Raw genomic sequence first — 13,675 nt, forward strand, 5'->3', positions numbered from 1 at the left:
GAAGCCGGGCGGTGACCCGGCGCCGCATGGGGCGCCGGGACTTCGACCTCAGCGGAGCGAGCCGCAGAAGCGCTGGATGCGGCGGCAGGCCTCTTCCAGCACCGCGTCCGAGGTGGCGTAGGAGATGCGCAGGTTCGGGCCGAGCCCGAAGGCCGAGCCGTGCACCGCCGCCACGCCCTCGGCCATCAGCAGCTCGGTGACGAAGTCCTCGTCCGTCTCGATCACCTTGCCGCCCTCGGTGCGCTTCCCGATCGTCTCCGCGCAGGACGGGTAGACGTAGAAGGCGCCCTCCGGCGTCGGGCAGGTCAGGCCCCGGGTCTGGTTCAGCATCGAGACCACGAGGTCCCGGCGCTTCTGGAAGGCGGCCCGGAAGGTGCCGAGGTGGTCCTGCGGCCCCTCGAGCGCGGCCACCGCCGCCCATTGGGCGATGGTGGTGGCGCCGGAGGTCTGCTGGCCCTGCACGAAGTCCATGGCCTTGATAAGCTTCTCGGGGCCGGCGGCGTAGCCGATGCGCCATCCGGTCATGGCGTAGCCCTTCGAGACGCCGTTCATGGTCAGCGTCCGCTCGTAGAGGGCGGGCTCGACCTGGGCCGGCGTGACGAACTCGAAATCGCCGTAGGTCAGGTGCTCGTAGATGTCGTCGGTCAGGACGTGCACGTCCGGATAGCGGAGCAGCACGTCGGTGAGCGCCTTCATCTCGGTGCGCGAATAGGCGGCGCCGGAGGGGTTCGAGGGCGAGTTGAGGATGATCCACTTGGTCTTGGGGGTGAGCACGCGCTCCAGCTCGGCCGCCTGGAGCTTGAACCCGTCCTCCATCCGCGTCTCGGCGAACACCGCCGTGCCGCCGCACAGGCCGACCATCTCCGGGTAGGAGACCCAGTAGGGGCGGGGGATCACCACCTCGTCGCCGGGGTTCAGGGTGGCGAGCAGCGCGTTGTAGAGGATGTGCTTGCCGCCCGTGGCGACGATGGTCTGCGACGGCTTGTAGTCGAGCCCGTTCTCGCGCTTGAACTTCTTCGCGATGGCCTCGCGCAGGGGCACGATGCCGGAGACCGGCGGGTAGCGGGTCTCGTTGCGGTTGATCGCGTCGATGCCGGCCTGCTTGATGTGGGCGGGCGTGTCGAAATCCGGCTCGCCGACCGAGAGGGAGATGACGTCGACGCCCGACGCCTTCAGCTCGCGGGCCTTCTGCGTCATCAGGATGGTCGCGGAGGGCTTCACCCGCGAAAGGACGTCGGCGAGGAAGGCCATGGGGTCGCGTGCTCCGGTGGAAAACGGCGCGGACCCTAGTCCCGCGGCCGTGAGCCGGCAAGCATCGTGCGACTCACGGGATTCTTGATAAGATGGCCGGGTGATCGGGAGACGGACATGCGCAGCGGCGAGACGATCAGCGTGACCATGGCGCCGGAGACCTTGCGCGCCGTGCGCGAGAGCGTCGAAGCGGGGGAATACGAATCGGTCGATGCAGCCCTGGACGAGGCGGTGCGCGCCCTCCAGCGCCAGCGCCGGGAGAAGGCGGACCATCTCGAATCGCTCCGCGCGCGGATCCAGCGCTCGTTGGACGATCCCCGGCCGGAGCTGACCATCGAAGAGGTCGAAGCGGATATGGAGGTGCTGTTCGCGCAGGCGCGTGCAGCACGTCGTGCGTAGGCTTCCCGTCAGATTCCGGCGCGAGGCCAGAGCCGATCTCGCCGATATCTTCGATGTCGTCTTGCGGGCGAGCCGGGACGATATCACCGCAGAGCGGTTCACCCGCCGGATCATCGCGCGGTGCCGACGTATCGGCGACGCTCCCTTCGGCGGTCGACTGCGAGACGATCTGATCCCCAATCTGAGAACGGTTCCGTTCGAGGGTAGCGCCGTGATCGCCTATCGGGTCGAACCCGACTGCGTGAGGATTACGAACATCTTCTATGGTGGACGCGACATCGAAGCGTTCTACCTCGCTGGCGAACAAAGGATCGCCCTCGCGAAGCAGCACTGAAGCCCCGCCCTCCCACATCACCGCCCGAACCCCCATCTCTAAGGGCATGATCCCACTCTCCGTCCTCGACCTCTCCTTCGTCTCGTCCGATTCGACCCCGGCGCAGGCGCTGCACGACACGCTGGCGCTGGCCCGGCATGTCGATACCCTCGGCTACCGGCGCTACTGGCTCGCCGAGCACCACGCCCTGCCGAACGTCGCGAGCCCGGCGCCGGAGATTATGATCGGCCAGATCGCCGCCGCGACCCGGACCCTCCGGGTCGGATCGGGCGGGATCATGCTGCCGAACCACGCGCCGCTGATGGTCGCCGAGCGCTTCCGGGTGCTGGAGGCCCTGTTCCCCGACCGGATCGACCTCGGCATCGGCCGGGCGCCCGGCACCGACGGCGTCACCGCCCGCGCCCTGCGGCGGCGGGAGGCGCCCTCGGGCAACGGCGGCGACGACTTCCTCGACCGGCTGCAGGAATTGCTGTTCTGGGACGGCGGCTTTCCCGAGGGACACCCGTTCGGCCAGATCCAGGCGACCCCGGCGGGCGTGGCGCTGCCGCCGCTCTTCCTGCTCGGCTCGTCGGATTACAGCGCGCAGCTCGCCGCGCAGATCGGCGCCGGCTTCGCCTTCGCGCAGCATTTTTCCGGTATTCCCGCCGAGGGGCCGATGCGCGCCTACCGGCAGATGTTCAAGCCGTCGCGGCTCGGGGCCGAGCCCCATGCGATCCTCGCGGTGGCGGCGATCTGCGCGGAGACGGACGCGGAGGCCGAGCGGCTGGCCTCGAGCGCCCGCCTCTCGACCCTGCGACGGGAGCGGGGCGAGTACCGGCCCCTGCCGAGCCTCGCGGAGGCGCTGGAGTATCCCTACTCCCCCTCGGAGCAGGCGAGGATCGAGCGGGGCCGCGACCGGCTGCATGTCGGCTCGCCGGCCACCCTGCGCCCGCACCTCACGGCGCTGGCGGAGTCGGTCCAGGCCGACGAGCTGATGATCGTCACGGCCATCCCCGACCAGACGGCGAGGCACGACTCGTATCGCCTGCTGGCGGCCTGATCCGGGGATTCCGAAGGGCGTAACGCCCTTCGGCGGAGTGTCGGCCGGACCGTTGCAGGCGGCCGAGAACGAGTCAGCGGCCGAACAGGCGCTTCAGGCTGCCGAGGATGCCGCCCGAGGAGGCTTCGGCGTCCTGCCGCGGGGGCGCGGAGACCGCCGCCTTGCGCGGGGCCAGGATGAGGCCGAGGGCGGCCGTGTCCGTGGTCTCGCGGTCGATCAGGATGAAGCTTCCGGTCTCGCGGTTGTCGGCATAGGCATCCACCGCGACCGGCCGGTCGAGGGTGAGGCGCACGTCGGCGATGTCGTTGGCGGACAGGCGCTCGGCCGGGCCGGGCTTGCCGGTCTCGGGATCGATGCGCGAGACGATGGCCTGCACCGTCGCCGTCACCGTGGCGGTGCCGACCTTGGCGAAAAGGCTCGCGCCCGGGGCGAGGTCGGTCTCGGCGGCCCAGAACAGGCGGGCGTCGAGGGTGTCGAGGGCCAGGAGCGGCGCGCCCTCGGCGGCGATCACCTGACCGCGCGAGGCGTCGATCTGCTCGGCGAGCACGAGGGTCACCGAGAGGTCGGCCCCCGCCTCGGGGAGGTCCCCGTCGGCGGTGTAGATGCGCTCGACGGTGGCGGTGCGGCCGCCCGGCTGCACGCTCACCCGGTCGCCCGGCCGCACGGTGCCGCTGGCGATGCGCCCGCTATAGCCCCGGAACTCCGAGTTCGGCCGGTTCACCCACTGGACGGCCATGCGGAACGGGGCGTTCAGGGCCTCCTCGCGCACGGGCACGGTTTCCAGGAAGGTGAGCAGCGTGCCGCCATTGTACCAGGGGGCGTTCACGCCCGGGTCCACGACGTTGTCGCCGTTCTTGGCCGAGAGGGGGATCGCCCGGATCTCAGCGAAGTTCAGGCCCGCGGCGAAGTCCGAAAACCCCTTCACGATCTCGGCGAAGCGGTCCTGGGCCCAGCCGATCATGTCCATCTTGTTGACGGCCAGGACCACGCGGCGGATGCCGAGGTTCGACACCAGCAGGGCGTGGCGGCGGGTCTGGCGGGTGAGGCCCTGGCGGGCATCGACCAGGATCACCGCCACGTCGGCGGTGGAGGCGCCGGTCGCCATGTTGCGGGTGTACTGCTCGTGGCCGGGGGTGTCGGCCACGATGAACGAGCGCTTGTCCGTGGAGAAGAAGCGGTAGGCGACGTCGATGGTGATGCCCTGCTCGCGCTCGGCCTGCAGGCCATCGACCAGCAGCGCGAGGTCCATCTCCTGGCCTTGCGTGCCGTGCTTGCGGGAATCCCGGCGAAGCGCGGTGATCTGGTCGTCGAAGATCTGCTTGGTGTCGTGCAGCAAGCGGCCGATCAGGGTCGACTTGCCGTCGTCCACCGAGCCGCAGGCGATGAAGCGCAGCACTTCCTTGTCGCGGTGCGTCTCGAGGAAGGCGGCGTAATCCTGCGCGACCGAGGACGCCTGGAACGCAGTCTTGGGCGGGTGGATGGTCATCAGAAGTAGCCCTCCTGCTTCTTGCGTTCCATGGCGCCGGCGCCGTCCTTGTCGATCACGCGGCCCTGCCGCTCCGAGGTGCGGGCGGCGAGCGTCTCGGCGATGATCTCGGGCAGGCTCGCGGCCTCGCTCTCGACCGCCCCGGTCAGCGGGTAGCAACCGAGCGTGCGGAAGCGGACGATCCGCTCCTGCGGGGTCTCGCCGGGGTTGAGGGGCAGGCGCTCGTCATCGACCATGATGAGCTGGCCCTCGCGCTCCACGACGGGGCGCGGCGCCGCGAAGTAGAGCGGCACGATCGGGATGTTCTCCTGCTCGATGTAGAGCCAGATATCGAGTTCGGTCCAATTGGACAGCGGGAAGACCCGCAGCGACTCGCCGCGCTTCTTGCGGAGATTGTACAGGTGCCAGGGCTCGGCCCGCTGGCGCTTCGGATCCCAGCGGTGCTGGGCCGTGCGCAGGGAGACGATGCGCTCCTTGGCGCGGCTCGCCTCCTCGTCGCGGCGGGCGCCGCCGAAGGCCGCATCGAACTTGTGCAGGTCGAGGGCCTGACGCAGGGCCTGCGTCTTCATCACGTCGGTATGGACCTCGGAGCCGTGGCTCACCGGCCCGACGCCGCGCGCCAGCCCGTCCTGGTTGGTGTGAACCAGCAGGTCGAGGCCGAGCTCCTTCGCCCGGGCATCGCGGAAGGCGATCATCTCCCGAAACTTCCACGTCGTGTCGACATGGAGCAGGGGGAAGGGCAGCTTGCCCGGCGCGAAGGCCTTCAGCGCCAGATGCAGCAGGACGGACGAGTCCTTGCCGATGGAATAGAGCATCACCGGGTTCTCGGTCTCGGCGACCGTCTCCCGGAAGATGTGGATGGCCTCGGCCTCCAGGCGCTTGAGGTGGCTCAGGCGGGCGGGGGAGGGGGCGGTTTCAGGCCGCAGGGCGGCCGTTGCGGCGCTCATCGGGCGAACTCCGGCTCACGGGTTTCGGGGTTGGGCTCGAATGCGGCAGGCTCCTGACCCGGCTGCACCGAGGCGCCGGGGCGGCCGACATGCAGCCCGCATTCCTTCTTGTCTTCCTGTTCCCACCACCAGCGGCCGGCACGCTCCGGCTCGCCGACCTTCACGGCGCGGGTGCAGGGGGCGCAGCCGATCGAGGGGAAGCCCCGGTCGTGCAGGGTGTTGTAGGGAACGAAGTTCTCGCGCACGAACAGGTCGATCCGCTCCCGCGTCCAGTCGGCCAGTGGGTTCAGCTTCATGAGGCCGCGCTCGGCGTCCCAGGCGGCGAGCGGCGTCGCGGCGCGGTTGGCCGATTGCCCGGCGCGCAGGCCGGTCAGCCAGCCGGCGGCGCCGTCGAGCGCCCGGCCCAGCGGCTCGACCTTCCGGAAGCCGCAGCAGGCCTGCCGTGCGGCGACCGAGCGGCGGAAGCCATTGATGCCCTCGTCGCGCACGAAGGCCTCCTCGGCCACTCGCTCGGGCACGTAGGCGAGGATGCGGATTCCGTAGGCGGCCTCGGTCTCGACCCAGGTCTCGTAGGTCTCGGGAAACAGCCGGCCGGTATCGAGGGTCGCGATCTCGATCCGCGTGCCCGCGAGCTTCGCCATGGCGATGGCGTGGGTCAGAACCTGATCCTCGATGCCGAGGCTCGTGGTGAAGACCAGCCGACCGGGCACCTCGCGGGCGATCAGGTCGAGGCGGGCGGGAAGATCGAGGGCGGCGAGGCGGGTGGCGAGTGCGCCGGCCCGCACCTCGGCCTCCCTGGAATCCGTAAGGGACATGATGGTCTGCTCCTGCGCCGGCCCTGTGGACGTGTCGGGCCGCGCCGGTTGTCGAGGGGTCGAAATGTTCGCTATACCGAACGAAGTCAAGGCGACGGGGCCGATTCGCACCCCGGATAAGGCTGCCCTCGCGTGTGTCAACGCACATGGAACGAGGGGAGCAGCCCGCCGTTTGTAAAAAATTATTCTCAAAAACCTGATAGAGCCCCTATAGGACGGGAAGTTCCTTCTTCCTGCGAAGGGGTGCCGAAACGGCGGAGGTCCCTGTTGGACGCCATCGACCTGAAGATCCTGGCCCTGCTGCAGCGGGACGCCACCCTCTCCATCGCCGCCATCGGCGAGAAGGTCGGCCTGTCGCAGACGCCGTGCTGGAAGCGCATTCAGCGCCTGGAGGCGGACGGGGTGATCGACCGCCGCGTGGCGGTGCTCGACCCCGTGAAGCTCGGGCTCGGCCTGACGGTCTTCGTCTCGATCGAGACCGCCGACCACTCGCAGGATTGGCTGCAGCGCTTCGCCGACACCGTCTCCGCGATGCCGGAAGTGCTGGAATTCTACCGGATGGCCGGGGACGTGGACTACATGCTGCGCGTCGTGGTCGCAGACATGCAGGCCTACGATGCGTTCTATAAGCGCCTGATCTCGGTGCTTCCGCTGAAGAACGTCACGTCGCGTTTCGCCATGGAGAAGGTGAAGTCCACCACGGCCCTGCCGTTGCCGGCACCGCCCAAGGCGAGCCGGCATCTGCCGGAGCTGGCACCGGCCCTCGCGGCGGTGGGAGAATGATCTTCTCCTCCTGACGCGCACGACGACGGCGATCTCCTCCTTTCGTGCCGTTCTGCAAAAAGAACGTTTCTGGTTGACATGGGCCCCGCGCCCTACGACATGGTCCGGTAATGTCTCGCTCTGCTCTCCTCCCGCGCACCGCTCCCTTTGGGGACGGCGAGCGCGCCAGCCTCGATGCCGTCCTCGTCAACGCGAGTCCGGTCCAACGCGCATGGCTGGCGGGCTTCCTCGCCGGGCTCGACGCCGCCGGGGGTCAGGCCCAGGCGGCGCCCGCCCAGGCCCCCAAGGCCAGCGAGCCGCTGACGGTCATCTACGCGAGCGAGTCGGGCAATTCCGAAAAGCTCGCGGGCGACGTGGCCAAGCTCGCCCGCAAGCAGGGCTTCAAGCCGAAGGTGGTGGATTTCGCCGACCTCGACCTCGCGACCCTGCCGAAGGCCGGCAAGCTGGTGGCCATCGCCGCCACCTGGGGCGAGGGTGAGCCCCCGGCCCGCGCGGTGCGGGCCTATGGCGAACTGATGGGGGAGGGCGCCCCGCGCCTGGATGGCGTCGAGTTTGCCGTGCTCTCCCTGGGCGACACCTCCTACGCGGAGTTCTGCGCCATCGGGAAGGCGCTCGACGCGCGGTTCGAGGCCCTGGGCGGCAAGCGCGCCGCCGAGCGGGCCGACCTCGACCTCGATTTCGAGACGCCGGCCGCCGACTGGATCAAGGGCACCCTCAAGGCGCTGGCCCCGGCCGCCGTCCCCGACAACGTCGTCGCGGTGGATTTCGCCCGCGCGGGCGGGGACGGGGATGAGGAGTCCGAGCCGAGCCGCGACCCCGCCGTGGTCGAGGTGGTCGAGCACGTGAACCTCAACTCCTCGCGCTCCGACAAGGAGACGATCCACCTCGCGCTCGCCTTCGAGGACGGGGCGCCGGCCTACGAGCCGGGCGATTCCCTGGAGATCTACCCGGAGAACGACCCGCAGCTGGTGGACGAGATCCTGGCCGCCACGGGCCTCTCGGGGGACGAGGCCCTGCGCAAGGCGCTGCTCGCCGAGCGCGACATCACCACGCTGTCCGCCGCGACGATCGAGCGCTTCGCCAAGGCGACGGGCTCGGAGGACGCCAAGGCGTTCGTGGAGAGCGGCGAGGTCCGCGCCTGGCTCGAGGGCCGCAACCTCATCGACCTGATCGAGCGCTTCCCGGCCAAGCTCACCGCCGAGCATCTCGGCAGCATCACCCGGCCGCTGCCGCCGCGGGCCTATTCCATCGCCTCCTCCCGCAAGGAGGTCGGCGACGAGGTCCACCTCGCCATCGCCGCCGTGCGCTACCAGACCTTCGGCCGCAAGCGCTCCGGCGTGGCCTCGGTCCATGTCGCCGACCGGATCCGCGACGGCGCCAAGCTGCGGGTGCGGCTGAAGCCGAACAAGCATTTCCGCCTGCCCGCCGACCCGGCCACCGACATCATCATGGTCGGCCCCGGCACCGGCGTCGCCCCGTTCCGCGCCTTCGTGCAGGAGCGCCGCGCCACCGAGGCCCCCGGCCGCTCCTGGCTGTTCTTCGGCGACCGGCACTTCACCCACGACTTCCTCTACCAGCTCGAATGGCAGGAGGCCCTGGAGGACAAGTCGCTCACCAAGATCGACGTGGCCTTCTCGCGGGACCAGCCGGAGAAGATCTACGTCCAGAACCGGATCGACCAGCACGCCGCCGAACTGGTGGAATGGCTGGACGGGGGCGCCCACTTCTACGTCTGCGGCGATGCCAAGCAGATGGCCAAGGATGTCCGCGCCGCGGTGGTGCGGGCCTTCGAGACCGTGAAGGGCCTGTCCACCGCCGATGCCGAGGCGCATGTCGCCGGGCTGGAGCGGGCCAGGAAGTACCAGCAGGACGTTTACTGAGCAGGACCGACCGTCCCCCCGCGACCGTCGTCCGACAAAGCAACCGAGACCACCATGACCGACGCCCCGTCCCCCGCCGCCAAGCGCGTCTACGAGACCCCGCCGACCTCGCGTCCGATCACGGAGGCCGAGGCCGCGCGGGAGGCGAAGCTCGCCGCCAACGAGCACATCAAGATCGCCAGCGGCTACCTGCGCGGCACCCTCGCGGACGGGCTCCTGGCGCACGCCACGGGGGCCATCTCCGAGGATGACGGGCAGCTCGTGAAGTTCCACGGGATGTACCTGCAGGACGACCGCGACCTGCGCCCCGAGCGGACCAAGAAGAAGCTCGAGAAGGCCTACGGCTTCATGATCCGCCTGCGCATCTCGGGCGGCGTGGTGACGCCCCAGCAATGGCTGGTGCTCGACGACATCGCCCGCACCTATGGCGGCGACGCGATGCGCGCGACGACGCGGCAGACCTTCCAGTTCCACGGCATCATCAAGTCGAACCTGAAGCGGACCATGGCCGCCATCGATGCGGCCCTGCTCGACACGATCGCCGCCTGCGGCGACGTGAACCGCAACGTCATGGCCTCGACCAACCCGGCCCAGGCGAAGGCGCATGCCGCCGCCTACCAGCTCGCCAAGGACATCTCGAACTCCCTGCTGCCGCGCACCCGGGCGTGGCGGGAGATCTGGCTCGACGGCGAGCGCGTGGTCGGCGGCGAGGACGAGGTGCAGGAGGTCGAGCCGATCTACGGCAAGACCTACCTGCCCCGGAAGTTCAAGACCGTGATCGCCGTGCCGCCCTCGAACGAGGTCGACGTCTTCGCCCACGATCTCGGCTTCATCGCGATCCTCGACAAGAAGAACGCCGTCACCGGCTGGAACATCACGGTGGGCGGCGGCATGGGCATGACCCATGGCGAGCCGGACACCTTCCCCCGCACCGCCGACGTGATGGGCTTCTGCAAGGCGCAGGACGCCCTGCGCTACGCCGAGGCGGTGATGACCGTCCAGCGGGACTGGGGCAACCGCAAGAACCGCAAGAACGCCCGCCTGAAGTACACGATCGAGCGCTACGGCCTCGACGCCTTCCGGGCCGAGGTCGAGGCGCGGGCGGGCAAGCCGCTCGAGGCCGCCAAGCCGTTCACCTTCACAAGCAACGGCGACCGCTTCGGCTGGACCGAGGGCGACGACGGGCGCCACCACCTGACGCTCTACGTCCCCTCCGGCCGGATCAAGGACATCGAGAACGGGGCGCAGTTCCTCTCCGGCCTGCGCCGCATCGCCGAGGTGCACAAGGGCGACTTCCGCCTGACGGCCAACCAGAACGTCATCATCGCCAACGTGCCGGAGGCCCAGCGCGCGGCCATCGAGGCGCTGGTCGACGAGTACGGGCTGACGAAGGGCGCGGGGGCGCTCCGGCGCAACTCCATCGCCTGCGTCGCCATGCCGACCTGCGGGCTGGCGCTGGCCGAGAGCGAGCGCTTCCTGCCGAGCCTGATGGACGACCTGGAGGCGAGCCTCGCCAAGCACGGGCTGCAGGACGAGGAGATCACCATCCGCTCGACCGGCTGCCCCAACGGCTGCGCCCGGCCCTTCATCGCCGAGATCGGCCTCGTGGGTCGCGGCCCCGAGCGCTACCACCTCTATCTCGGCGCGGCCTTCGACGGCTCGCGGCTGAGCAAGCTCTACCGCGAGGACGCCTCGCCGTCCGAGGTGGTCTCGACGCTGGATCCGCTCTTCGCCGAATACGCCACGGCCAAGCAGGCCGGGGAGCATTTCGGCGATTACCTGATCCGCGCCGGCCACGTGGCGAAGACGACCAACGGGCCGGACTTCCACGAACGGATCGGCGCGCTGAAGTAGGCGCGTCCGTTACTCGGCGGGGGCGGCCACCCGAGCCTTGGCCGCCCTGCGCTGGCGCGATTCCGCCGCGAGGTCGGAGAAGCCTGCGTCGAACCTGTCGTACAGGCGGCTGACGAGGCCGAGGGCGAAGTCGAGGGTCGCGCCGAACAGGGTCACGACCCCGATGAACGCCGCCATGGCGAGACGCCATGCGCCGGCGATGACGCGACCGATCCAGTGAAACAGAGCCATGACGTGCTTTCGTGCGAGGGGCGGTCGGACAGATCGTCCGTTGCGCCGCACACATAGGCTCGCACCTGCGGTCGGGGACGCGACCGATAGCGGCGGTGGCAGGGCGGAACTTTCAGGATCAACCGCCCCCGTTCCGCGTTCCGCCTTCGCAACGCAGCGGAGACGGGTATGCAGGCGAAGCGGGTGGTCGGGCGCAAGGTGCGCTACGCGGTGGTGGGCGGCGGCTGGATCTCGCAGGCCGCCTTCATGCCGGGGGTGGCGCAGACCGGCAATTCCGAGATGACGGCCATCGTCACGGGCGATCCGCAGAAGGCGGACGCCCTGGCGAAAAGCTACGGCCTCACCGCCTTCACCTACGATCAGTACCCGGACGCCCTGGCCTCCGACCTGTTCGACGCGGTCTACCTCGCCCTGCCCAACGGGATGCACCGCGAGTACGCCGTGCCGGCGCTGGAGGCCGGGTGCCACGTGCTCCTTGAAAAGCCGATGGCGGTGAGCGTCGCGGAATGCGAGGCGATCAACGCGGCGGCGCAGGCCTCGGGCGCCAAGCTGATGCTCGCCTACCGCCTGCATTTCGAGCCGGGGACGCTGGATGCCATCGCCCGCGTGCGGGCCGGCGCCATCGGCGAGCCAACCATGTTCACCGCGACCTTCGGCCAGACGGTCAGCGCCGGCAACCACCGGGCGAAGCAGGGCTTCTGGGCCGGGCCGGTGCCCGACATGGGCACCTACCCGATCAACGCCGCGCGCAACCTGTTCGGCGAGGAGCCGGTGGAGGTCTCGGCCCTCGGCAGCCGCCGGCCGGACAGCCCCTACGCCTTCGACGGCACCGTCGCCGTCACCCTGCGCTTTCCCAGCGGACGGCTCGCGCAGTTCACCGTCTCCTACGAGACCGAGGGCGTCGATGCCTACCGGATCACCGGCACGGAGGGTGACCTCCACATGCAGCCGGGCTTCCTGTTCGGCACCGGCCTCGAAGCCACCCTGACGCGGGGCGGGGAGACGGAACGCCTGACCTATCCGAGCGTCGACCAGTTCGGCGGGCAGACCCACTACTTCTCGGATTGCATCCTGAACGACCGGGCGCCCGAGCCGGACGGCGAGGAGGGCCTGTGCGACCTGCGGGTGCTCGAAGCCGTGGAGCGGGCGCTGGCCACCGGCCGGACGCAGAGCCTCGACCCGATGACCCGCAGCCGGCGGCCCGAGCCGTCGCAGGCGACGGACCTGCCGGCGGTCGAGCCGCCGGAAATGGTGAACGCCGCCCGCCCCGACGCCTGACTCCGACAAACATCCGCAACAATGCGTCGCATGTGGAGAACCAATTAAAAGCGAGACAGTTGTTTTTGTGAGACAACGGAATCGTAACCTCCGCCGCGCCCGAGAGCGCTCCGGAGGGGCGAGGGGAGGGGATCATGGCCAAGCACGATATCCTGGGTTTCTTCGAGCACCGCCGCGACGGCGCCTGGGTGTGCGTGAGGCCGTTCACCCTCACCACGCCGAACGCCAGCGTCGACATCCGCCAGGGCATGCGCTTCGATTACGGCAAGCGGATCGGCGGCGTGGACCTCGCCGAGTACCTGGAGCGGCTGGGCTCGCAGTTCGGCTCCTGAGGCAAACCGAGGGCGCGGCGCGGGGATGCGATGACCGGCTTTGACGGTCTCCCCGGCCCGCCCTACTAGGGGTCATGCAACCCGACGAGCCCCTGCAGATCGTGGCGGAGGACAGCGCGCCGACCACGCGCTGCCGCATCATGGCGACCGCCAGCACGTTCTTCCACGAGATCGGCTACCAGAAGACCACCGTCGCGGACATCGCGCGGGCCCTGAAGATGAGCCCGGCGAACGTCTATCGGTTCTTCGATTCGAAGAAGGCGATCAACGAGGCGGTGCTGGAGCGACTGATCGGCGAGGTCGAGGCCCTGCTCGCGGGCATCGCGAACCGGCCCGGCCTCTCGCCCACGACGCGGCTCGTTACCGCCATCGAAGCCCTGCACCGCTACAGCATGGATCGCTACGAGCGCTATCCCCGCATCCACGAGATGGTGGAGGCGGCGATGGGCGAGAGCTGGGAGGTCTGCCGGCACCACCTGGCCGGCGTCACCGGCGTCTTGGAGCGCATCATCCGCGAGGGGGTGCGGACCGGGGAGTTCGAGACCCCCGACCCTGCCATCGCGGCCGGGTGCATCCACGTCGCCATTGCGCGCTACACCCACCCCCTCCTCGTCTGCCAGCCGATCCTGCCGCCGGTGCCGCCGCTCGACGCGATGATCGGCTTCCTCCTGCGGGGGCTGGCGCCGGCCCGCGCCTATTCCGAGGCGGGTGTCGAGGGCGGGGCCGGCTCCGAGGCCGAGGGCTGCGCGCCCTCGTAGCCCTCGATCACGAGGATCTCGGCCTCGACGCCGCCGCGCTGCTTGGCCTTGGCCTCCTGGTAGAGGTCCGAGTTCCAGCAGGCGAGGGCGTCCTCGTAGGTCGGGAACTCGATGACGACGTTGCGGCTGCGGGCCTGCCCCATCACCGCCTCGTAGCGACCGCCCCGGATCAGGAAGCGCCCGCCGAACTTGGCGAAGGCCGCGCCGTTGGCCGCCACGTACGCCTTGTACGCCTCGGCATCGCGGACATCGACCCGCGCGATCCAATAGCCCTTGGTCATCCCTGAT

At 69.7% G+C, this 13,675-nt stretch carries 15 protein-coding genes; 9 read left to right on the plus strand and 6 right to left on the minus strand.

Going from position 1 to position 13,675, the window contains the following annotated elements; all coding sequences use genetic code 11:
* Nucleotides 1-48: 48 nt before the first annotated feature.
* Entirely contained in the window at nucleotides 49-1,251 is a 1,203-nt protein-coding gene (locus tag MKK52_RS06075) for a pyridoxal phosphate-dependent aminotransferase (RefSeq protein ID WP_243952919.1), read from the minus strand.
* Nucleotides 1,252-1,368: 117 nt separating this feature from the next.
* Here MKK52_RS06075 and MKK52_RS06080 point away from each other — a divergent pair, with 117 nt between their 5' ends.
* The 3 genes from MKK52_RS06080 to MKK52_RS06090 are packed head-to-tail and all read left to right on the plus strand — an operon-like array spanning nucleotide 1,369 to nucleotide 3,023.
* Nucleotides 1,369-1,650, plus strand: coding sequence for a type II toxin-antitoxin system ParD family antitoxin (locus MKK52_RS06080; protein ID WP_243952920.1), 282 nt, complete (start codon nucleotides 1,369-1,371; stop codon nucleotides 1,648-1,650).
* Nucleotides 1,643-1,984, plus strand: coding sequence for a type II toxin-antitoxin system RelE/ParE family toxin (locus tag MKK52_RS06085; protein ID WP_243952998.1), 342 nt, complete (start codon nucleotides 1,643-1,645; stop codon nucleotides 1,982-1,984). Before MKK52_RS06080 ends, MKK52_RS06085 begins: the two co-directional genes overlap by 8 nt.
* Before the next feature lie 46 nt (nucleotides 1,985-2,030).
* Entirely contained in the window at nucleotides 2,031-3,023 is a 993-nt protein-coding gene (locus MKK52_RS06090; protein WP_243952921.1) for an LLM class flavin-dependent oxidoreductase, read from the plus strand.
* A 73-nt stretch (nucleotides 3,024-3,096) separates the two neighbouring features.
* Here MKK52_RS06090 and cysN read toward each other — a convergent pair whose 3' ends face one another.
* Genes cysN through MKK52_RS06105 form a run of 3 tightly spaced genes read right to left on the minus strand, consistent with a single transcriptional unit; the run spans nucleotide 3,097 to nucleotide 6,271 of the window.
* Complete coding sequence (gene cysN, locus MKK52_RS06095; protein WP_243952922.1) at nucleotides 3,097-4,509, minus strand: sulfate adenylyltransferase subunit CysN; 1,413 nt, start codon at nucleotides 4,507-4,509, stop codon at nucleotides 3,097-3,099.
* Nucleotides 4,509-5,456, minus strand: a complete 948-nt coding sequence (gene cysD / locus MKK52_RS06100) for a sulfate adenylyltransferase subunit CysD (protein ID WP_243952923.1) — start codon at nucleotides 5,454-5,456, stop codon at nucleotides 4,509-4,511. Before cysD ends, cysN begins: the two co-directional genes overlap by 1 nt.
* On the minus strand, nucleotides 5,453-6,271 hold the full coding sequence (locus tag MKK52_RS06105; protein ID WP_243952924.1) for a phosphoadenylyl-sulfate reductase: 819 nt from the start codon (nucleotides 6,269-6,271) through the stop codon (nucleotides 5,453-5,455). The genes cysD and MKK52_RS06105 overlap by 4 nt, the downstream gene beginning before the upstream one ends.
* Nucleotides 6,272-6,538: 267 nt before the next feature.
* Between MKK52_RS06105 and MKK52_RS06110 the strand changes: the two genes are divergently transcribed.
* The 3 genes from MKK52_RS06110 to MKK52_RS06120 all read left to right on the plus strand — a co-directional run bounded on the left by MKK52_RS06110 (nucleotide 6,539) and on the right by MKK52_RS06120 (nucleotide 10,788).
* Nucleotides 6,539-7,054, plus strand: coding sequence for an Lrp/AsnC family transcriptional regulator (locus MKK52_RS06110; RefSeq protein ID WP_279597656.1), 516 nt, complete (start codon nucleotides 6,539-6,541; stop codon nucleotides 7,052-7,054).
* 110 nt (nucleotides 7,055-7,164) lie between these two features.
* Entirely contained in the window at nucleotides 7,165-8,934 is a 1,770-nt protein-coding gene (locus MKK52_RS06115) for a sulfite reductase flavoprotein subunit alpha (protein WP_243952925.1), read from the plus strand.
* 54 nt (nucleotides 8,935-8,988) lie between these two features.
* Nucleotides 8,989-10,788: an NADPH-dependent assimilatory sulfite reductase hemoprotein subunit gene (locus MKK52_RS06120; RefSeq protein ID WP_243952926.1), complete on the plus strand. Its 1,800-nt coding sequence runs from the start codon at nucleotides 8,989-8,991 to the stop codon at nucleotides 10,786-10,788.
* A 9-nt stretch (nucleotides 10,789-10,797) separates the two neighbouring features.
* Here MKK52_RS06120 and MKK52_RS06125 read toward each other — a convergent pair whose 3' ends face one another.
* Complete coding sequence (locus tag MKK52_RS06125; RefSeq protein ID WP_243952927.1) at nucleotides 10,798-11,019, minus strand: hypothetical protein; 222 nt, start codon at nucleotides 11,017-11,019, stop codon at nucleotides 10,798-10,800.
* Between the two features lie 168 nt (nucleotides 11,020-11,187).
* Between MKK52_RS06125 and MKK52_RS06130 the strand changes: the two genes are divergently transcribed.
* The 3 genes from MKK52_RS06130 to MKK52_RS06140 all read left to right on the plus strand — a co-directional run bounded on the left by MKK52_RS06130 (nucleotide 11,188) and on the right by MKK52_RS06140 (nucleotide 13,387).
* Complete coding sequence (locus tag MKK52_RS06130; protein ID WP_243952928.1) at nucleotides 11,188-12,297, plus strand: Gfo/Idh/MocA family protein; 1,110 nt, start codon at nucleotides 11,188-11,190, stop codon at nucleotides 12,295-12,297.
* Between the two features lie 134 nt (nucleotides 12,298-12,431).
* Entirely contained in the window at nucleotides 12,432-12,629 is a 198-nt protein-coding gene (locus MKK52_RS06135) for a hypothetical protein (protein WP_243952929.1), read from the plus strand.
* Between the two features lie 74 nt (nucleotides 12,630-12,703).
* Nucleotides 12,704-13,387 carry a TetR/AcrR family transcriptional regulator gene (locus MKK52_RS06140; RefSeq protein ID WP_243952930.1) on the plus strand — a complete coding sequence of 228 codons (684 nt, stop codon included), beginning with the start codon at nucleotides 12,704-12,706 and terminating at the stop codon, nucleotides 13,385-13,387.
* On the opposite strand, the gene MKK52_RS06145 is transcribed toward MKK52_RS06140, so the two are convergent.
* Nucleotides 13,324-13,668: a DUF1330 domain-containing protein gene (locus MKK52_RS06145; protein ID WP_243952931.1), complete on the minus strand. Its 345-nt coding sequence runs from the start codon at nucleotides 13,666-13,668 to the stop codon at nucleotides 13,324-13,326. The genes MKK52_RS06140 and MKK52_RS06145 overlap by 64 nt on opposite strands.
* Between the last annotated feature and the right edge of the window lie 7 nt (nucleotides 13,669-13,675).

It is taken from the genome of Methylobacterium sp. J-067 (genome assembly GCF_022829465.1).
Taxonomy (GTDB): Bacteria; Pseudomonadota; Alphaproteobacteria; order Rhizobiales; family Beijerinckiaceae; genus Methylobacterium; species Methylobacterium litchii.

Excerpts from the sequence above, each read along its gene's own strand:
- MKK52_RS06140 (WP_243952930.1), top strand. The coding sequence starts at position 12,704 with ATGCAACCCGACGAGCCCCTGCAGATCGTGGCGGAGGACAGCGCGCCG.
- cysN (WP_243952922.1), bottom strand. The coding sequence starts at position 4,509 with ATGACCATCCACCCGCCCAAGACTGCGTTCCAGGCGTCCTCGGTCGCG.
- MKK52_RS06145 (WP_243952931.1), bottom strand. The coding sequence starts at position 13,668 with ATGACCAAGGGCTATTGGATCGCGCGGGTCGATGTCCGCGATGCCGAG.
- MKK52_RS06130 (WP_243952928.1), top strand. The coding sequence starts at position 11,188 with ATGCAGGCGAAGCGGGTGGTCGGGCGCAAGGTGCGCTACGCGGTGGTG.
- MKK52_RS06080 (WP_243952920.1), top strand. The coding sequence starts at position 1,369 with ATGCGCAGCGGCGAGACGATCAGCGTGACCATGGCGCCGGAGACCTTG.
- MKK52_RS06120 (WP_243952926.1), top strand. The coding sequence starts at position 8,989 with ATGACCGACGCCCCGTCCCCCGCCGCCAAGCGCGTCTACGAGACCCCG.
- cysD (WP_243952923.1), bottom strand. The coding sequence starts at position 5,456 with ATGAGCGCCGCAACGGCCGCCCTGCGGCCTGAAACCGCCCCCTCCCCC.
- MKK52_RS06135 (WP_243952929.1), top strand. The coding sequence starts at position 12,432 with ATGGCCAAGCACGATATCCTGGGTTTCTTCGAGCACCGCCGCGACGGC.
- MKK52_RS06090 (WP_243952921.1), top strand. The coding sequence starts at position 2,031 with ATGATCCCACTCTCCGTCCTCGACCTCTCCTTCGTCTCGTCCGATTCG.
- MKK52_RS06105 (WP_243952924.1), bottom strand. The coding sequence starts at position 6,271 with ATGTCCCTTACGGATTCCAGGGAGGCCGAGGTGCGGGCCGGCGCACTC.
- MKK52_RS06125 (WP_243952927.1), bottom strand. The coding sequence starts at position 11,019 with ATGGCTCTGTTTCACTGGATCGGTCGCGTCATCGCCGGCGCATGGCGT.
- MKK52_RS06075 (WP_243952919.1), bottom strand. The coding sequence starts at position 1,251 with ATGGCCTTCCTCGCCGACGTCCTTTCGCGGGTGAAGCCCTCCGCGACC.
- MKK52_RS06115 (WP_243952925.1), top strand. The coding sequence starts at position 7,165 with ATGTCTCGCTCTGCTCTCCTCCCGCGCACCGCTCCCTTTGGGGACGGC.